This window comes from Phytoactinopolyspora halotolerans, from assembly GCF_010550675.1.
In the GTDB taxonomy this organism is placed as follows: domain Bacteria; phylum Actinomycetota; class Actinomycetes; order Jiangellales; family Jiangellaceae; genus Phytoactinopolyspora; species Phytoactinopolyspora halotolerans.
On sequence record NZ_JAAGOA010000017.1, the window covers coordinates 111,973 to 131,119 of the forward strand.

Genomic DNA, 19,147 nt, shown 5'->3' on the forward strand with positions numbered 1-19,147 from the left:
GTGCGCGCCCGGCCGGGGCGGGGGGGGGGGGGGCGGCGCGTTTATCCCCGCCCCTGGGGGGGGGGGGGGGGGGGCCGGCGGACGTCTCCTTCTCGGTGACGTCGCCGCTGAACGATACGGCGTTCGAGGTCGGTATCGCACTGATCGTGTCGACCACGGTATTGACGTTCGCGGCCGCCGTCGGCCTGCTTGCGCTGGCGGCGCGGCGGTCGCACCGGTCGGTACGCATCCTGCTGATCGTCGCGGGCGTGGTCGCCGTGGTGTCGGCCACCAGTCCGCTGTCGGCCGCGGATGACACGGCCACCGGCGTGTTGCTGGCGACAATGCACCTGGTGACCGGAGCGGCGTTCCTGGTGACCGGGCGGCGTGCCGGAGCCTGAGCGAAGGTCGTAGTCTCGGCTGACGTGGAGTATCCGTGGAAGCCGGCCGTCGCGACCGGTGTGGGGTCGTTGCCGTACGAGGACCGGGACGAGGCGGCGCGCGTCGTCATCGGGGAGCTGGCGGATTTTCCGCATGTCCCTGAGCTTCCGGGGCGGGGCGCAGGGTCGGAGATGGTGGGACGGTCCGCCGCCTTCTTGGTGGACCTCCACGTCGATCTGCAGCCGTCCGGCTGGCGCCTGATCGAGAGGCCGGGCGCGGACGAACGTGCGGCACGCTCCGCGCTGCGTGCAGACCTCGATGCCTTGGAGATCGCCGCGTACGGATATGCGGGGGCGTTGAAGGTCCAGGTGGCCGGGCCGCTCACGCTGGCGGCGACGCTGGAGCGTACCCGCGGTGACCGGGCGATCGCGGACTACGGCGCGCGCCGCGACCTGGCGGCGTCGCTGGCGGAGGGGGTGCGCGAGCACGTGGCCGATGTCGCTGAACGTATCCCGGGGGCGTCCGTCGTCGTGCAGCTCGACGAGCCGAGCCTGCCGGCGGTGCTGGCCGGAAGGATCCCGACCATCAGCGGCTTCGGACGGTTGCGCTCGGTGGACGGCGGAGAGGCCGAATCGCTGCTGCGGGACGTGATCGACGCGGCGGGTGTGCCGACGGTGGTGCACTGCTGCGCGCCCGGCGTCCCGTCGACGTTGCTGCGCCGGGCCGGTGCTGTCGCTGTAGCGCTGGACGTCGCGCTCGCCGACGGGGATTCGCTCACGGACCTGGCCGAGGCGGTCGACGCCGGACTCGGGGTGTGGCCGGGCGTCGTCCCGTCGACGGTGCCGAACACGCCGCCGACCGAGCGTGAGCTGGCCCAGCGCGTCGTCGGCTTCTGGCGGCGACTGGACCAGGACCCGGCGCAGGTGGCCGAGCGGACCGTGATCACGCCCAGCTGTGGCCTGGCCGGAGCCGATGCGCCGTGGGCGCGGCGGGCATACGCGCTGGCGGCGGCGACGGGTCGTGCATTCGGCGAGATGGTGCTGGGCTAGGGCGGCGTGCGAGTGGGTGAGAGTCAGGGTCGTGGCCTCACGTTGCGGTCTGCGCCCTGTCGGCGGAGTGGAACGCGACACCAGGCCACGACCGTCCGCCGGACACATGTCGGTATCAAGCAGTAGTTTCTTATACGTGACGACCGAACCTGTAGACCTCGCCGACGTCCCTGCCGACGTCCGCGATCGGCATGTCTCGCTCGCCGAGGAGATCGAGGCGCACCGGCACCGGTACTACGTTCTCGACGCGCCGACCGTCAGCGACAGCGAGTTCGATGCGCTGCTGCGGGAGCTGGAGCGGATCGAGGACGAGTACCCCGTGCTGCGCACGCCGGACTCACCCACCCAGAAGGTCGGGGCACCGGCGGCCGAGCCGGGCATCGTCGAGGGGTCGTGGCCGCCGATCGACCACCTCGAGCGGATGCTCAGCCTGGACAACGCGTTCAACTTCGACGAGCTCACCGAGTGGGCGACGCGGGTCGAGCGCGAGGTAGGCGAGGGCACCCGGTATCTGTGCGAGCCTAAGGTCGACGGCCTCGCGGTCGACCTCGTCTACCGCGACGGACGGTTGGACACCCTGGCGACCCGTGGCGACGGGCGTACCGGGGAGAACATCACGTATAACGCTCAGTACGCCGACGCCGTCCCGAAGGAACTCACCGGCACGGACGAGTATCCAGTGCCGCAGGTGGTGGAGATCCGCGGCGAGATGGTCTTCCCCTCCGAGGCGTTCGAGGCGATCAACGCCGAGCGGGGTGAGCTCGGCCTGCCGCTGTTCGCTAACGCCCGCAATTCCGGCGCCGGCGTGCTGCGACAGCGGCTCGACCGCCGGAAGGAGAAGCTCGACGCGGCACGGGAACGGGCGGAGGCAGCCGGGCATGAGGGCCGGGCGCAGTCGGCCTTGGAGAAGCTCGAGGCCGAGTACAGCCGCGCCCGGCGGATGTTGTCCTCGCTCATCCTGATCTGCCATGGGCTGGGCCAGCGCGACGGATTCGAGGTTCAGTACCAGTCAGAGGCGTATGAGGCGCTCAAAGCCTGGGGGCTGCCGGTGAGCGACCGGGTGCGTGTCGTCCCCGACCTGCCCGCCGTGCGCGATTACATCGGCTACTACGGCGAGCACCGGCACGACGTCGAGTACGAGATCGACGGCGTGGTGGTCAAGGTCGATCAAGTCTCCCTGCAGCGGCGGCTGGGTTCGACGTCGCGGGCCCCGCGTTGGGCGATCGCGTACAAGTATCCGCCGGAGGAGGTCACCACCAAGCTGCTCGACATCAAGGTCAGCGTGGGCCGTACCGGCCGCGTCACGCCGTACGGGGTGATGGAACCGGTGAAGGTGGCCGGGTCGACGGTCGAGAACGCGACGCTGCACAACGCCTCCGAGGTCGAACGGAAGGGTGTGCTCATCGGGGACACGGTGATCCTGCGCAAAGCGGGCGACGTCATCCCGGAGATCCTCGGGCCCGTGCGTGACCTGCGCGACGGCAGCGAGCGCGCCTTCGTCATGCCCACCGAATGCCCGTCGTGCGGGACGGCCTTGGCGCCGGCGAAGGAGAGCGACGTCGACATCCGCTGCCCCAACACCCGGTCCTGCCCCGCGCAGCTGGTGGAGCGCATCTTCTACCTGGCCGGCCGGGGCGGCTTCGACATCGAGGCCCTCGGTTATGAGGGTGCGCAGGCGCTGACCGCGCCGGACGCTCCGGAGGAGCCACCGGTTAAGGACGAAGGTGACATTTTCTCGCTACGGATCGAGGATCTGCGGGAGGTGATGATCCGGCGTCAGGCGCGTCGGAAGGGTGCCGCGAGCGGCGAGACCGAACTGGTGCCGTACTTCTACACCAAACCCGACGAGGGCAAGGAGTCGGTGCCGACCAAGAACACGGAACGGTTGTTCGAGCAGCTGGAGAAGGCGAAGCAGCAGCCCCTGTGGCGGGTGCTCGTGTCGCTGTCCATCCGTCATGTCGGCCCGACGGCGGCACGTGCCCTGGCGACGGCGTTCGGTTCGATGGATCGGATCGAGAAGGCGACCGAAGAGGAGCTGGCCGCGGTCGACGGCGTCGGCCCCACCATCGCGGCGTCGATCAAGGAGTGGTTCAGCGTCGACTGGCATCGCGACGTGGTGCGCAAGTGGCGCGATGCCGGTGTCACGATGAGGGACGAGGCAGATCCATCCATGCCGCGGAACCTGGAAGGGCTGACCGTCGTGGTCACCGGTTCGCTGGAGAGCTTCTCCAGAGACGAGGCCAAGGAGGCCATCTTGGCGCGCGGCGGCAAGGCGTCGGGCTCGGTGTCGAAGAAGACGTCGTACGTGGTCGCCGGTGAGAACGCCGGCTCCAAGTACGACAAGGCCGTCCAGCTGGGCGTGCCGATCCTCGGTGAGGACGGATTCAGGGCGCTTTTGGAGGGCGGTCCCGATGCGGCGGCCGCTCATGTGCGCTCCGCGGGTGCTGAGGAGGGGTGACCCGGCCGAGGTCGAGGATCTCGACGTCCTGCAGTGGCTCTCGCGGCGGTGTCCGCACCGGTGACGGCGGTCTGTCGCGCCGCAGGAACGCGTAGCGGAGCCGCTGCCAGACCGTACGCGTCGACGACGGGGCTGAACCCGCGCGTGCAGCGGCGGCGTCGGCACGGATTCTGGTGACGAGCTCCTTCCCTCCGTAGAACTCGGCGACCACGAGGGCGGCGCGGAAGGCTGTGACGTGTCCGGAGCACGTGATGATCGGACCGTCGACGATCACCGGCACGCGTGACGCGTGTGCCCCATAACGCTCCAGGATCGGACCGGCGAGCCAGTGGCCGGCCACGGGGGCATCGCGGAGCAGGTCTGCCGCCGCGAGCAGGGTGGACCCGGTCGAGCTCGCAAGCATCCAACGAGGCGATATCCCACGAAGCCAGTCTGCGATCTCGGTTCGCCGATGACACGCGATGCCGCCGGGTACGGCGACGATCTCGGGGTCGTAAACCTCGCTCAGCGCCACTTCCGCCGTCTCGGTGCCTCCGACGCCGGTCAGAGTTCCTCGCACGGTGCCGGCGGTGACGGTTCGACACCCCGGAAGGTGCGAGAGCACGAACCGGAAGGCCTCGGCCTCATCGACCGACACCCCGTGATAGACCACGATCGCCGTGGTCGAGCCGTCGGGCACCGGAATCTCCTCGCCTATACCTCACGCTAGCGCGCCGATCGTGTGCGGTGGAGTGGGCGCGGCAGACGGTGCCGACGTGGCATGCATACCGTGGAGACGTGGGCAGCGGGACGGTGTGCTTGTTCCTGTGCGGCGACGTGATGCTGGGTCGCGGCGTCGACCAGGTCCTGCCCAACGCGGGGGACCCGGTGTTGGACGAGCCGTTCATGCGGGATGCGCGCGCGTACGTCGATCTCGCCGAGAAGGCGCACGGCCCGGTGCCGCGCCCGGTCGGCGGCGCCTGGCCGTGGGGGGATGCGTTGGCCGTGCTTGACTCGTGGGCTCCGGATGTCCGGATCGTGAACCTGGAGACGAGTGTGACCCGCTGCGGTGGGTTCGCCCCGGGTAAATCTGTGCACTATCGGATGAGTCCCGGCAATGTCGACGCCCTGGTGGCCGGCGAACCCGATGTCTGCGTGCTGGCGAACAACCACACCATGGACTTCGGCCACCCGGGGCTGATCGAGACGCTCGATACGCTGCGGGCGGCCGGCCTTCGGTCCGCCGGCGCGGGGCGGCACGCGGGAGAGGCCGAGCGTCCCGTCACCGTCGAGACCGGGGGAGGACGGGTCCTGGTGTCGTCGGTCGGTACCGCGTCGGCCGGCGTGCCCGCGGAGTGGCGTGCGGAAGCGGACCGCCCGGGAGTCGCGATGGTCGATCTGCGGCGGCGAGACGCCGTGGAGTTGGCGGGCCGGATCCAGGCCGTGCGACGGCCGGGAGACGTCGTCGTGGTGTCCGTGCACTGGGGATCGAACTGGGGCTACGGCGTCGCGCAGGAACAGGCGGACTTCGCCCATGAGCTGATCGACGCCGGAGTGGACGTGGTGCACGGGCACTCGTCGCACCACCCACGGCCGATCGAGGTGTACCGGGGCAAGCTCATCCTGTACGGCTGCGGCGACTTCATCAACGATTACGAGGGCATCGGCGGTTACGAGGAGTACCGCGACGACCTGCGGCTGATGTACTTCGCGGAGATCGACGCGGCCGACGGCAGCGTGGCCGAGCTGCGGATGGTGCCGCTTCGAGCGCGAAGACTCCGGTTGGAGCATGCGGTGGCCTCGGACCGGGCGTGGCTGGCCGAGGTTCTCGATGAGGTCAGTGCTGAGTTCGGAGTCCGTATCACCGAGCGTGACGCCGCGGTGGGGCCAGAGCGTGTCCACACGTTGGCCGCGGTTCTGTGAGTGTCCGAACCGATCGGTCGAGGCCCAGTCGGTCAGAACCGAGCGAAAATACATGCAAAGAAGGGTAAATATGAGTGAACGATGTTTGCCGAAGGCGAAATTATGGTGATCGGCATCGTGGATGTCGGTCTGGCGCGGTAGGGTCGTCTGGACCGGTTCCGGCGGAGGAGGGAGCCCCATGGAGCTGAAGGACGAGGCCGAGGCGCTCCTGCGCCGGCTGGTCGGAGACGAGGCGGCGGCCTTCCGGGACGGACAGTGGGACGCTGTCCGTGACCTGGTGGAGCACCGTCGCCGGGTGCTGGTTGTGCAGCGCACCGGATGGGGCAAGTCGGCCGTGTATTTCGTGGCGACCGGGTTACTCAGGGCGCGCGGACTGGGCGCCACGGTGATCGTGTCGCCGCTGCTCGCGCTGATGCGGGATCAGGTGGCCGCGGCCGAACGGGCCGGGATCCGTGCGGTCACCATCAACTCGGCCAACGCTGAGAAGTGGGGTGAGATCGCGCAGGCGCTGGCAGATGACGCTGTGGACGTGCTGCTGGTCAGCCCGGAACGGTTGAACAACCCGCGGTTCCGGGAGGAGCAACTGCCCACGCTCGCCGCCAACGCCGGACTGATCGTTGTCGACGAGGCGCACTGCGTCTCGGACTGGGGGCACGACTTCCGCCCCGATTACCGGCGCATCCGTGACCTGCTGGACTCGTTGCCCGCCGACACCCCGGTGCTGGCGACCACGGCCACGGCCAATGCGCGGGTCGTCGCGGACGTGGCAGAGCAGTTGGGCAGCGGAGGAGCCGACGTGCGCACCCAGCGGGGTTCGCTGGCGCGAGACAGCCTCCGCCTCGGCGTGTTGCGGCTCAAGTCGTCCGAGGAACGCCTGGGCTGGCTGGCGGCGCACCTCGGGGAGTTGCCGGGGAGCGGGATCATCTATGCACTGACCGTCTCCGGCGCCGAGGACACCGCGGAGCTCCTGCGTGACGCCGGCTACGACGTGCGTGCCTACACCGGCCGTACCGATCCGGCGGACCGCGTCGACGCCGAGCAGGCGCTGCTGCACAACAAAGTCAAGGCGCTGATCGCCACCAGCGCGCTCGGTATGGGCTTCGATAAGCCGGACCTGGGTTTTGTGATCCATCTCGGAGCACCGTCGTCGCCCGTCGCCTACTACCAGCAGGTCGGCCGTGCCGGCCGAGCGACCGAGCGGGCGGATGTGCTGCTGCTCCCGGCGGCGGAGGACATCGACATCTGGCACTACTTCGCCACCGTCTCGATGCCGAAGCCGGACCAGGCGGAGGCGGTGATCGCCGCGCTGAGTCAGGCCGGCCAGCCGATGTCCACGGCTGCGCTGGAGACGGTGGCCGACGTGCGTCGCACGCGGCTCGAACTGCTCCTGAAGGTGCTCGACGTGGAGGGTGCGGTGCGGCGGGTCCGCGGTGGTTGGGAAGCCACCGGTCAGCCGTGGGTCTACGACGCCGAGCGGTATGCGCGGGTGGCGCAGACCCGCACGGCCGAGGCTGACCTCATGCGCGCCTACCAGCGCGGCGAGCAGTGCCGGATGGCGTTCCTGCAGCAAGTGCTGGACGATTCCACGGCCGAGCCGTGTGGCCGTTGCGACGTCTGCGCAGGTCCGTGGTATGACGCGACCGTGCCGGAACAGGCCCGGTCGAGTGCCCGCAGTATGCTCGGCCGGGCCGGTGTACCGCTCGAGCCGCGGGTCCAGTGGCCCTCCGGAATGGCCCGGCTCGGTATCGATGTGCGCGGCAAGATTTCTCATGGCGAACGGGTCGAGCCGGGCCGGGCGATCGCCCGCCTCACCGATCTCGGGTGGGGGCAACGGTTGCGGGACCTGTTCACCGGCGACGACGCCCCGGCAACCGATGCCGTGCTCGCCGCCTGCGTCGAGGTGCTGCGGGAGTGGCCGTGGGAACACCGCCCACAGGCGGTGGCGTGGGTTCCATCGTCGCGCCGCCCGCAACTGATCCGCTCGGTCGCCGAGCACCTCGCCTCGGTGGGAAGGCTGCCGGACCTGGGGTCCCTGGAGTTCGCGGCCGATGCGCCGCCGGCTGGTGAACCGGGTGGCAACAGCGCATTCAGGCTGGCGACGGTGTGGGAACGCTGGCGGGTCGGCGACGCGATGCGCGACTCGCTCGCCGGACTGGGGCCGGAGCCCGTGGTGCTGTTGGTCGACGACCTTGCCGACTCACGATGGACGGCCACCGTCGCCGGACGGGCGTTACGACTGGCCGGTGCCGGACAGGTGCTGCCTTTCGCGCTCGCCGTCGCGGCCTGACCGTCGGTCTGGATGTTCAGCGGCGCCGTCGTCGTCGGGTTCCATTTCCGGCAGGTCGTGGGCGATGCCGGTGCCGTTCTGAATGACGGCGGCGAGCGCGGCGAGGTGGGTCAGCCGGGCATGCTCCGAGTCGAGGATGCGCGGCCCGCCGTCGCGCCCGAAGACCACCGCGCGCTCAGGCGTGTCCAGCGGTGCGCCGACCGCTACGACGTCTTGCCACGACTCCGGCGCCCAGGCGTCATCGGCGACGATGCGGACCGGGTGCGGCATCGGTAGCCAGGGAGCGGAATGGACCTCGGCCCCCGGTGCTCCGCCGGCCGTCTTCTGCACGGTGACCCGCCCGTCGACGAGGGTGGCCAGCAGGGCCCAGCCCGAGCGGAAGACCCCGGGCAGCAGCTCAACCAGGATCTCCGCCGCATGCCTGGGTTCCCCGGTCATCGCCTCTACCGCTTCCAGATCCCGATGCAGGTGGGCGCCGGGGCTGTAGTGGCCGACGAACTCGACGGTCACGTCGGCGATCGACTGGCACGCGCTGACCAGCGCGTCCGGCATCTTTCCGGGGAGCAGGTCCACGAGGATGTCGTCTACCGCGCGCCCGTCGGCTCGGTGCTCGACCACGTCGACGCCGACGATGTCGCCGCCCGCCTCACCGATCGCGGAGGCGACCCCGCCCAGCGATCCTGGCCGGTCCGGCAGGATCACACGCAGCAGATAGGACATCCGATGATCGTGCCACGGATATGTGTCATCCGTGTTGAAGCCACGCGAGAACGGCCATGACCCGGCGGTGTTCGTCCTCGGACGGGAACAGGTCGAGCTTGGTGAGGATCGATGAGATGTGCTTCTCGACCGCACCTTCGGTGACCACAAGCGTGCGCGCGATCGCGGAATTCGTCCGGCCCTCGGCCATGAGCTTGAGCACGTCGCGCTCCCGCGGGCTGAGCTTCTCCAGCGGATCGCGGCGCCGCTGCGCGAACAGCTGCGCCACGACCTCCGGGTCCAGCACCGTCCCGCCCGACACCACCCGCTCCAGCGCGTCGGAGAGCTGATCGAGGTCGGACACCCGATCCTTCAAGAGGTAGCCGACCCCGCCGTTGCCGTCGGCCAGCAGATCGGAGGCGTAGGACTCCTCGACATACTGGGACAGGACCAGCACCGCCGTGTGCGGAACCTGCTTTCGCGCCTCGATGGCTGCACGCAGTCCTTCGTCGGTGAAACTCGGTGGCATTCTGACGTCCACGATCGCGACATCGGGCTTGTGCTCGACAACGGCCCGGACCAACGCCTCACCGTCGCCGACGGCGTCGACGACGTTCGCGCCGGCTTCCTCCAGCAGGCGGACCAGGCCTTCGCGCAGCAACATGGAATCTTCAGCGAGTACGACACGCACGCCCCAAGTCTTTCATGGTCCCGGCGCAGCACACCGCCGTCGGGCCTCGGTATCAGTCCGGGGTGGGGGCCGGCGAGGGAAGACCGAGCGTCTGGCAAGTCGATGAGTCCCCCGGGAAGACAGCGATGGAGTCGTCCCTCACGACGCACGCCACGAGCGGCGGAACCGGGAAGTCGTTCTGATTCGGATCGGTGCCGACGAGGCCCGCCGGCTCGTCCTGACCCTCGATGAGGTGGCCGGCGCGCCAAGCCAGAGCACAGGCTTCGATCGCGTCGTCGATCACAGCCTGCTCCACGGCGCCTGCCTCCTCAGCTCTCCCCATGGTGACCGGCGGCTGTTCGTTCTGAATGCCTGGCTCGGCCTTGCTGTAGCACAGCACAGTGTCCGACGGCGGCACGTACTTGGACTCTATGTACGTCGCGGCGGCCGCAGTTCCGAGTGCCACGGCAGCGGTCGTGCCGATGACGAGGGACTGCGGCCGCTTGAACAGCGGACGGTGCTGTTCGTCCGAGAACTGCCGCAGCAGGCTCCGCTTAAGTGCGGCCTGCCGACCCGCGCCGAGCTCGCGGCGTTCGGGCATGGTGTCGATGTGGTTGTTCATGACTCAACCTCCGTGGTTTTCGGGACCGGCGTGGTGGCCATACCGCTTTGAGGATCGTGGAACTCGCGAAGCCGCTTGCGGGCGTGGGACAGCCGTGAGCGGACGGTTCCGATCGGGATGCCGAGCGCCGTGGCCGCGTCCGCATAGGTCAGCTCACCTAGGACGCAGAGCTCCACCACCTCCCGCTCCTTCTTCGGTAGCCGTGCCAGCGCTTCGAGGATGCGACGCATCGCGCGCTCGTCATCCACTCGTGCCGCGACGTCTTCCGCGTGGTCGTGGGTGGGCGGCTCTTCGGCGAGTTTCGCGAGCAGGGCCCGATGTCGCCGGCGGGAGCGGTACGCGTTTCCGACTACCTTGTCGGCGACGGCGAGCAACCAGGGTAAGAGGTCGTCGCCATGTGGCTTCACGTCTTTCCGCCGGCGCCACGCCTGCATGAAGACGACGGAGGTGAGGTCCTCCGCCGCGATCCAGGACCCGATGCGGCGGAAGCAGAAGTTGTAGACGGCGGTGGCGTGCCGGTCGAACAGCAGGCCGAACGCGTCGGCGTCGCCGCCGGCCGCGCGGTCCCACAGCTCGACGTCGCTGGGTTCCGGGCATTCTTCCCTCATGCCCAGTAAGTGTCCGGCACGCGGCGACGGGTTCACCCGCCCCGCCGTCCCCATGATCATCGAGGATGTGGGGTGTGATAGCCCACCGGATCCTCGATGATCATGGTGTCAGCGGGATGGTGGCGGTGATGGTGGTGCCGGTTCCGGGTGGGCTGTCGATGGTGAGGTGGCCGTCGACGCCGGAGAGGCGGTCGGCGAGTCCGGCGAGGCCGTGGCCCTTGCCGAGGTGGGCGCCGCCGCGGCCGTCGTCGCTGATCCAGAGGGTGAGCACGTCGTGGGTGAGATGCTCGCCCGGGTCGCCGTCGCTGTCACCCCACAACCACGACGTCGACGGCTCGACCGCCACTGTGACGTCGCATTGGGTGGCGTCGCTGTGTTTGGCGGCGTTGGTGAGGGATTCGGTGACGACGAAGTAGGCGGCGTTCTCGACTGAGGGTGGGAGTCGTTGGTCGTGGTCGAGGTGGATGTTGAGGGTGGTGGGGATGGGGCAGCGGGCGGCGGCTGCGGTGAGGGCGGCTTTGAGTCCGCGGTCGGTGAGGATGGGTGGGGCGATGCCGCGGGAGAGGGCGCGTAGTTCGGCGAGGGCTTCTTCGGTTTGTTTCAGGGCGCCTTCGACGAGGGGTGCGGCGGCGTCGGGGTCGTCGCCGAGGCGTCGTTGGGCGGATTGCAGGTCCATGGTGAGGCGGACGAGGCGTTGTTGGGGGCCGTCGTGGATGTCGCGTTCGACCCGCCGCAACGTGTCCGCACCCGCGTCCACCACGGCCTGCCGGCTGCGGCTGAGCTCGTCGGCGCGGGCGCGCAGGGCCGCGTTCTCGTTGGTCAGCATCGCCCAGACGATCGACGACTCGATCGTCGCCAGGCTGCGCAGGACGACGCCGAGTACGCGTGGCAGTCCGCGGAACCCCCCACCCCCGCTGATCGCCCATGCCAGGACGATCAGCGGCGCCAGCCCGATCGACAGCCCGAGCCACACCATCGTCAGCGACCAGGTGAGGACCCGCACCGGCAAGATCGCCACGCAGTATCCCCAGTCCCACCAGCGCTGCGGATCGCGGAGGCGACCGAGCAGCCAGGGGAATCCGCGGCCGGTGGCGGGCGTGTAGTAGACCGGGCCGACTGGGCGCCGTTCCATGGCCGCCACCCGGCGACGTTCGACGGCGGCGACCCGGCGAGCCACTGCCAGCGCGCTGACCAGGACCACCAGGCCGGCGAACGCGAGGATCACCAGACCGATGCCCAGGAAGAACCCCACTATCGCCGGGACGAAGGCGACCACGGCGATCGGGAGTCCGGGAAGCAGGAAGCCAAGGTCGCGCCAGACCTGGCTCCACCCGGCGGGGGGTCTCGGGGCGTCTGTCGAGTTCACGGTCTCAGTCTCTCGTGTCCGGAAGGTGTCCCGCACGGCTGCGGCCGTCAGTCTCCATGATCATCGAGGATGTGGGGTGTGATAGCCCACCGGATCCTCGATGATCATGGTGTCAGCGGGATGGTGGCGGTGATGGTGGTGCCGGTTCCGGGTGGGCTGTCGATGGTGAGGTGGCCGTCGACGCCGGAGAGGCGGTCGGCGAGTCCGGCGAGGCCGTGGCCCTTGCCGAGGTGGGCGCCGCCGCGGCCGTCGTCGCTGATCCAGAGGGTGAGCACGTCGTGGGTGAGATGCTCGCCCGGGTCGCCGTCGCTGTCACCCCACAACCACGACGTCGACGGCTCGACCGCCACTGTGACGTCGCATTGGGTGGCGTCGCTGTGTTTGGCGGCGTTGGTGAGGGATTCGGTGACGACGAAGTAGGCGGCGTTCTCGACTGAGGGTGGGAGTCGTTGGTCGTGGTCGAGGTGGATGTTGAGGGTGGTGGGGATGGGGCAGCGGGCGGCGGCTGCGGTGAGGGCGGCTTTGAGTCCGCGGTCGGTGAGGATGGGTGGGGCGATGCCGCGGGAGAGGGCGCGTAGTTCGGCGAGGGCTTCTTCGGTTTGTTTCAGGGCGCCTTCGACGAGGGGTGCGGCGGCGTCGGGGTCGTCGTTGAGGCGTCGTTGGGCGGATTGCAGGTCCATGGTGAGGCGGACGAGGCGTTGTTGGGGGCCGTCGTGGATGTCGCGTTCGACCCGCCGCAACGTGTCCGCCTCGGCCTGGACGAACGCACTCCGGCTGCGGCTGAGCTCGTCGGCGCGGGCGCGCAAGGCGGCGTTCTCGTTGGTCAGCATCGTCCAGGCGATCGACGACTCGATGGTGGCGAGCGTGCGGGTCGCGTACGGCAGAGTCACCAGGAACACGAGGGCGATGGCGGTGTTGAAGGCGACGTCGGCGGTGAACGAGTCCCAGCCGGTGATGAGCTCCAACAACCCGGTGTCCTCGTCGCTGCGCGGGATCGACCACGCCCACAGCGGGTAGGTCGCCCCCAGCGACAAGGCGGTCCAGACCATGGTGAACGACCAGGTGAACACCCGAATCGGAAGCATCAGCAGCCCGTGTCCGAAGTCGCGCCACAGCTGGGGGTCCCGCAGGTATCCGAAGATGCGACCGAATCCGCTGCCGGTAGGCGTGCGGTAGTACGTCGGCCCCACCCGCCGGCCTTCCATCAGGCCGACCCGCGCGCGCTCGGCGGCGGCGAATCCGCGGGCGATCATCAACGTGGCCAGCAGAACGACGAATCCGAGGAACGCGAGGACGATGGTGCCGACGCCGAGCCAGAAGCCGACCATCAGCGATACGAAGGAGGCGACCCCGATCGGCAGCCCGGGCAGCAGGTAGCCGAGATCCCGGCCGACCTGCCTCCAACCGGAGCGGGGCCGCCCCGGATCGGGCTGATGCGATCCGGCGTATCCGGCAGTGGAGTCACCGTGATCGGCGGTCGATTGGTACGTGGTGTTCACGCTTCTACCTTTCCTTCTTCGGCGCCGTCCGGCGAGCCGGTCAGCTGGCTTCGTGGAGGTGGGGTTATCCCCAGTACCCGGCGCGAGGTCCGCAGGAGCGCGACGCCGAGGGCGATCGCCAGCGCCGCCCCGACCGGTCCGGCCGGATGGGTGGCCATGGAGGGCGCGAACCCGTTGATCGTGAGCGCCAGCAGTCCCAGCCCGATCGATACGCTCGACGCGCGGACCCGCCAGCTGCCGGCGCCCGTGGCTCTGCCGGGACGACTCTCGATGCGGCCGAAGACCCGGACGAACACGGACAGGACAACGGTCAGGGTGGCCAGCCAGATCGGCATCGCGGAGCGCCAGTCCTCGCTGAGCAGCTCCGGCGTGGCCCAGCCGCGACCGACGACGGCGACACCGGCGACCAGGACCAGCGCAGGCATGTGCCAGACGTAGATGGTCATCAGCCGGCCGGAGAGGTAGTCGATGCCTCGGGCGACGGGTCGGTTCGCCGCCCACGCCTCGATCACCGGTCGGCAGGCCAACGCGAGTCCCAGCTGGAAGGCGGTGATGGCGAGCAGCACTGCAGTGGGCGGGTTCATGTTGGAGACCGGCTCGCCGGGCATGCCGATCATGCTGGCCGGATACGGCCCGAGGGCGACGGCGATCGCCGCGACGGCGAGCCCGACGGCGGACACGGTCAGCGCGCGCCGTCCGCGGAGTCGGCCGAGCGAGCCGGCCGCATAGGCGATGCCCAGCTGGTAGACGGTGGCCCACACGGCCAGGATGTTCAGGTAGCCGATCGGTTCCGCGCCGTCGAAAGCCCCGAACCGGAGCGTGTCCACCACGACGGCGGTGGTCGCCATCGGTAGCAGCTCCGCCCCGCCGAAGCGGCGGTGAAGCCGGGCCAGCACCGGCGTCAGCGCCGTGACGAGGACGTAGAGCGCGAGAAACCACAGCAGCCGACCGGCCAGCCGGGACGCCAGATCCACGGGTTGGGCGGGCATCCCGAGGGCGAGCAGGAGGTGCGGCAGCGGCAGCCAGACGGCGATGAGCGGGATCACCGGCAGTGCCAGCCGGCGTAGCCGATCGGCGAGCCAGTGTGGTTGACGTTCGGTGCCGTCCTCGCGGCCGCCCGCCGAGTGCGGGTGCCGACGGCGTCTGCCCAGGCTGTACAGGGCCGCGGCGCCCCCGGCGAAGAACACCAGCGGCATCACCTGGCTGACCCAGGTGACGACCCATGCTCCCGGCGTCGCCAGCGCGTTGCCGGCGACGAGGACACCGTCGTCGTACGAGAGAGCGGGCATCAACCAGTGCTGCACGACGACGAGCACGATCGCGGACACCCGCAGCACGTCGACGAATCGATCGCGGCTGCGGGCGGTTCCGGCGCTCTGGGCGGCGGCCGACGTGCGGGCCAGGCCCGCGGTGGCGACCGAGGTGCGGGTCCCGCCCGCGGCGGGCCGCGCGGAACTGACCGTCTGCGGCCGGGCAGGTATATCCGGTGCGGTGAGCATGCCTCTAGCTTCGTGACCAGCGGCGTCGTAGACATCGTGGTCAGCTGGCGTCTTCGGCGTGGAGGTAGCTCGCGGCACGGACGTAGGGCTGGCCCTACCTAGGCCGGAAAAGCGCAGCTCACGCGGTGGTGGCTACTCGGTCTCCATTGCTCCGACACGCTGCGCACTCCAGTGCTGCGTCACCGAGCCCTCGACGGCGTCTTCCGACTCCTCGTCCCGGTCGGACTTCACCTCGGAGTCGGAGCTCATCAGCCAACCTCGTGAGCCCGCGCTGATCTGCCCGGGCTCGTTCCACGGCGACCACACCTCGAGCGTCTCGTCGGTGACGTGGACGTTCTCATTGATGTAGGCGAGCGAGACGGTGATCGGGATGCCGGCGCCCTGGTCCTCGTCCACCCAGTCGATGTGAATCTGTCCGGTGGCCTCGTCCACGTGGCCGGCGATCTCGCCGGAGCGGATGGGCTGGTCGTCCTCATATTTGCCGTTGACGCCGACGATGCCGCTGATGCTCGTGTTGCCGCCGGCTTTGGCGGCGTCGATCGCGGCCTTGGCGAGTCCGAGCGATCCCCCGGGGAGGATGTCCACCACCCCTTTGGTGAAGTCCTTCGCCACGTTGATCCGCGCGTTGAGCCCGGCGGCATCGAACGTGGGCTGGTACACCGCGTGTGCATGTCCGGACACGGCGCCTTCCTCGTCGATGGTGAACCAGAAGTCGGCGCGCGTGGTGTAGCCGATGCGGACGTCGTTGTCGCCACGCTGCATCGTGGTGAAGGAGCTTCCGGTCCACAGGCCGGACAGGGCGGCGAGCTCGTCGTCCGGCTGCGGGAGCTGCTCCGGATCGTGGTCGGGTGAGCCGTCGTCCTCGTCGCCGTCGTCGTCCTCCGGCTCGTCGACTTCCGGCTCCGTGCCGGCGGGTGGCCGTGGGTCGTCCTCCGGGGTGGGGTCTTGCGGATTGCTCGGCGGGCGCGGGTCGTCCTCCGGGACCGGGTCCCGTGCGCCCGCCTCGTCGGATGCGAGCGGGAGAGCGCCGAGCCCCCACGCGGCGCCGGCCGCCACCACCAGAGTCAGCACCGCGGCTGCGACAAGCCCAACCAGCCGGCGATTGCGCCAGGTGCCGATGTTCGCGTTCATGATCCTCCCCGTAGACAGGTGTCCTGATGCTGGTCACGCTAGGTGCACCCGGTAAAGACCCGGTTGGTTCGCAGCTCGTGCCGCTCACATAGGCTCGGGCGCGTGATCTTTCGCGTGCTCGGCCCGGTCGAGGCCGTCCACGATGGATCGTCGCTATCGCTCGGGGCGCCGAAACAGCGGTGCGTGCTCGCGGCGCTGGTGCTCGATGTGGGCCACGTCGTATCGGTGGACCGGTTGTGCGAAGCCGTCTGGGGAAGCGAACCGCCGGCCGCGGCGCGGAAAGCGCTGCAGGTCTACGTCTCCAATCTGCGCCGCGCCCTTCAACCCATCCCGGACGTCGCGATCACCAGCCATCCCGACGGCTACCGTCTCGACACCGGCCCCGCGAACGTGGATGTGCACCTGTTCCGTGAGCTGGTCACGAGGGCGTCGTCGGCGCTGCGACCGGCCGAGACGCGCGAACTGCTGCACAAGGCGACCCGGCTCTGGCGCGGCGAGATTCTGTCCGGGATCGGCGAGTGCCCGCTCCGCGACCGCTACGCACCGGCGCTTCACGAAGAATGCCTGCGGACCCTCGAGCAGCGTGCCGCGGCCGATCTGGCGGCGGGTGCGGGCGCGGACCTCGTCTCCGAGCTGCTCGTCCTGGTCGGTGACAACCCGCTCCGGGAGACCGCGCACGGGTTGTTGATGCGAGCGCTGGACCAGTCGGGGCGGCGCAGCGAAGCACTGGGTGTCTTCCGCGACCTCCGGCGACGGCTGGTCGACGAACTCGGCGTGGAACCGGGGCAACAGGTGGCGCGGCTCCATCAGGTGCTCCTCGAGGCCGAGGACGCGGAGGCCTCCGGGCGTGCGGGCGGACCGGACGGCGTCGCGACGGCGCCACGTGTGCCCGGCCCGCGCCCGGTAGCCGTCCCCGCCCAGTTGCCGCCGGACGTACCCGACTTCGCCGGTCGCGCGGGCGAGATCGAGCGGATGGTGACGGTGCTGACCCGGACGCGCTCCGAGCTCGCCGTGATCGGGTTGACCGGACCGGGCGGGGCGGGCAAGACAGCCCTGGCCGTGCGGGCGGCACATCAGGCACGCGCGCACTTCCCGGACGGCCAGTTGTTCGCTGATCTTCGCGGTTCCCGAGACACGCCGGCCGAACCGGGCGACGTGCTCGCCGCCTTCCTGCGCGCTCTGGGCGTCGAGCCGGACCAGCTGCCGGCGGACGTCGGCGACCGCTCCGGTATGTTCCGTACGCTGCTCGCCGGGCGCCGGGTGCTGCTGGTTCTCGATGACGCATCGGGGGCGCTCCAGGTCCAGCCGCTGCTTCCCGGCGAGGCGGGGTGCGCGGTGGTGGTGACCGCACGCTCCCGGCTGTTCCTGGCCGGATCCACGGTCGTCGCGTTGGAGGAGCTCTCCGGCGCCGAGGCGAGTGAGCTGCTGGCGTCGACCGTGGGACCGGAGCGGGTGGCGGCCGAACCCGCGGCCGCGGACGCGATCGTGGACGCCTGCGGACGGCTGCCGCTCGCATTGCGGATCGCCGGCAGCCGGCTCGCCACGCGGACCGATCGCAGCCTGGCCGAGTACGCCGATCGGTTGGCATCGGCTCGCGTCCTGGATGAGCTCAACCTGGGCGACGTCGGGGTGCGTAACAGCCTGATGCTCAGTTATCAGCAGCTGGACGAGGCCGAAGCACGGACGTTCAGGTTGCTGGCGGCCGCGGAGGTGTCGGCGCTCTCGGTGCCCGCGCTCGCCTGCATGCTCGGCGCCGACGACGAGCATGCCCGCGGCCTGGCCGGTGCGCTCGTCGACCTGCATCTGCTGGCGGAGCCGGTCGCGGGCCGGTTCCGGCTCCACGACCTGCTGCGGGTGCTGGCCCGCGAGCTTTCCGAGGAGGCCGATCCGCGCACGGAGCGGGAGAAGGCCGTACACGCTCTGTTCGTGCATCTGGCCACGACCGCGGTGACGGCGGTGCGGGCGATGATGCCGGCTCTCGGAGGAGCCGACCTGGATCTGGAACGTCCTGCGCGGACGCTGGAGTTCGCCGATGCGGGATCCGCCACGGACTGGCTCAGCCGGGAACACACCAACGTCACGGCAGTGAGTCTGCACATCCTTCGGCAACCGGATCCGCCGCTCTACGCCCTCGCCCAATTGACGAACTACCTGGGCAATTACGCCGAGACCGGCGCATACTGGTCCGGTTGGCAGGAGCTGAGTTCGCAACTGTTGGAACGCGCCGTCGCGGCGGGCGACATCCGAGCCGAGATGCTGGTGCGGATGTGTGCGGGCGGTTCCGCGCTGCGCCATGGCGACCCGAAGGTGGCGATCGATCATCTCGGCCGGTTCACCGATCACTGCCGGGCGCACGCCGAGCACACCAGGCTGGGGCGCGGATTGACCATGCTGGCGCTGGCACACCTGGCCGTGGACGACTACGACGAGGCCTTCCGTTGCCTACGCCAGGCGCTGAATGCCCATCGCCGCGGCGGCAACCGCCGGAGTTACGCCACCACGTGCGGGCATCTCGCGGAGCTGTACCAGCGCATGGGCCCGTACCAGGAGGCGGCCAGGCAGGCGGAGACGGCGATCGAGGTGTGGCGCGAACTGGGCGGCGCGGACGCGTACCTTGGCGCGGATTCGTACAAGAATCTCGGCTTCGCCTGTGCGGAGCTGGGCCGGCTCGAGGAGGCGATCGAATGGTGCGAGACGTCCATGCGGCTCGCCGACGAGGTCGGCTACACCCTGGGGCGTCGTCCGTTGCTGGCGGTGCTCGCCCGCGCATGCCGCGACGCCGGCCGGCTGGCCCGCGCGGCCGGCTACTTCGAGCAGGCCCTGGCCGAACCGGATGATCCGCGCGAGCGTCCGACTGCCTCCACCGCCACCGAGACCCTGCATGCGGAGCTCAGCGACGTGCTCACCCGGATGGGCCGGCCGGAACACGCCGCTGCGTCGCTGCGGCGCGCGTCGTAGGCGCGGCGGTAGCGGGGATCGCCGCTGAGAGGACGGCAG

15 protein-coding genes are annotated in these 19,147 nt (G+C 69.9%); 6 read left to right on the plus strand and 9 right to left on the minus strand.

What is annotated here, in order from left to right; genetic code table 11:
- Positions 1 to 53: 53 nt before the first annotated feature.
- The 3 genes from G1H10_RS32500 (at position 54) to ligA (ending at position 3,867) form a co-directional block, all read left to right on the plus strand.
- Positions 54 to 380, plus strand: a complete 327-nt coding sequence (locus G1H10_RS32500) for a DUF6069 family protein (RefSeq protein ID WP_281354346.1) — start codon at positions 54 to 56, stop codon at positions 378 to 380.
- A gap of 24 nt (positions 381 to 404) precedes the next feature.
- Entirely contained in the window at positions 405 to 1,409 is a 1,005-nt protein-coding gene (locus G1H10_RS21975) for a uroporphyrinogen decarboxylase/cobalamine-independent methonine synthase family protein (RefSeq protein WP_163741774.1), read from the plus strand.
- A 136-nt stretch (positions 1,410 to 1,545) separates the two neighbouring features.
- A complete protein-coding gene (gene ligA / locus G1H10_RS21980; RefSeq protein WP_312856621.1) occupies positions 1,546 to 3,867 on the plus strand; it encodes an NAD-dependent DNA ligase LigA in 2,322 nt (773 codons plus the stop codon).
- Here the strand turns inward: ligA and G1H10_RS21985 are convergent.
- A complete protein-coding gene (locus G1H10_RS21985; RefSeq protein ID WP_163741778.1) occupies positions 3,794 to 4,546 on the minus strand; it encodes a DJ-1/PfpI family protein in 753 nt (250 codons plus the stop codon). The two genes, ligA and G1H10_RS21985, sit on opposite strands and share 74 nt — an antisense overlap.
- Before the next feature lie 98 nt (positions 4,547 to 4,644).
- Here G1H10_RS21985 and G1H10_RS21990 point away from each other — a divergent pair, with 98 nt between their 5' ends.
- Together G1H10_RS21990 and G1H10_RS21995 are read left to right on the plus strand one after the other, a co-directional pair.
- A complete protein-coding gene (locus tag G1H10_RS21990) occupies positions 4,645 to 5,769 on the plus strand; it encodes a CapA family protein (RefSeq protein ID WP_163741780.1) in 1,125 nt (374 codons plus the stop codon).
- Positions 5,770 to 5,947: 178 nt separating this feature from the next.
- Positions 5,948 to 8,056, plus strand: a complete 2,109-nt coding sequence (locus G1H10_RS21995; protein ID WP_163741782.1) for a RecQ family ATP-dependent DNA helicase — start codon at positions 5,948 to 5,950, stop codon at positions 8,054 to 8,056.
- On the opposite strand, the gene G1H10_RS22000 is transcribed toward G1H10_RS21995, so the two are convergent.
- From G1H10_RS22000 to G1H10_RS22035, 8 genes are all read right to left on the minus strand, one after another.
- Entirely contained in the window at positions 8,000 to 8,776 is a 777-nt protein-coding gene (locus G1H10_RS22000) for an ACT domain-containing protein (protein WP_216853540.1), read from the minus strand. The genes G1H10_RS21995 and G1H10_RS22000 overlap by 57 nt on opposite strands.
- 25 nt (positions 8,777 to 8,801) lie before the next feature.
- Positions 8,802 to 9,446, minus strand: a complete 645-nt coding sequence (locus G1H10_RS34700; RefSeq protein ID WP_163741783.1) for a response regulator transcription factor — start codon at positions 9,444 to 9,446, stop codon at positions 8,802 to 8,804.
- 52 nt (positions 9,447 to 9,498) lie between these two features.
- The gene (locus tag G1H10_RS22010; protein WP_163741786.1) at positions 9,499 to 10,047 is read right to left on the minus strand and encodes a hypothetical protein; all 549 of its coding nucleotides are present in this window, start codon (positions 10,045 to 10,047) and stop codon (positions 9,499 to 9,501) included.
- Positions 10,044 to 10,655, minus strand: coding sequence for an RNA polymerase sigma factor (locus G1H10_RS22015; RefSeq protein WP_163741787.1), 612 nt, complete (start codon positions 10,653 to 10,655; stop codon positions 10,044 to 10,046). The genes G1H10_RS22010 and G1H10_RS22015 overlap by 4 nt, the downstream gene beginning before the upstream one ends.
- Before the next feature lie 100 nt (positions 10,656 to 10,755).
- Positions 10,756 to 12,021: a sensor histidine kinase gene (locus G1H10_RS22020; protein WP_163741789.1), complete on the minus strand. Its 1,266-nt coding sequence runs from the start codon at positions 12,019 to 12,021 to the stop codon at positions 10,756 to 10,758.
- A 104-nt stretch (positions 12,022 to 12,125) separates the two neighbouring features.
- The gene (locus tag G1H10_RS22025; protein WP_216853541.1) at positions 12,126 to 13,520 is read right to left on the minus strand and encodes a sensor histidine kinase; all 1,395 of its coding nucleotides are present in this window, start codon (positions 13,518 to 13,520) and stop codon (positions 12,126 to 12,128) included.
- Positions 13,517 to 15,019, minus strand: a complete 1,503-nt coding sequence (locus tag G1H10_RS32505; RefSeq protein ID WP_163741791.1) for an acyltransferase family protein — start codon at positions 15,017 to 15,019, stop codon at positions 13,517 to 13,519. The genes G1H10_RS22025 and G1H10_RS32505 overlap by 4 nt, the downstream gene beginning before the upstream one ends.
- 132 nt (positions 15,020 to 15,151) lie before the next feature.
- Entirely contained in the window at positions 15,152 to 16,150 is a 999-nt protein-coding gene (locus G1H10_RS22035; protein ID WP_163741793.1) for a hypothetical protein, read from the minus strand.
- Positions 16,151 to 16,252: 102 nt separating this feature from the next.
- On the opposite strand from G1H10_RS22035, the gene G1H10_RS22040 reads away from it, so the two are divergent.
- Positions 16,253 to 19,108, plus strand: coding sequence for an AfsR/SARP family transcriptional regulator (locus G1H10_RS22040; protein WP_163741795.1), 2,856 nt, complete (start codon positions 16,253 to 16,255; stop codon positions 19,106 to 19,108).
- Positions 19,109 to 19,147: the final 39 nt, after the last annotated feature.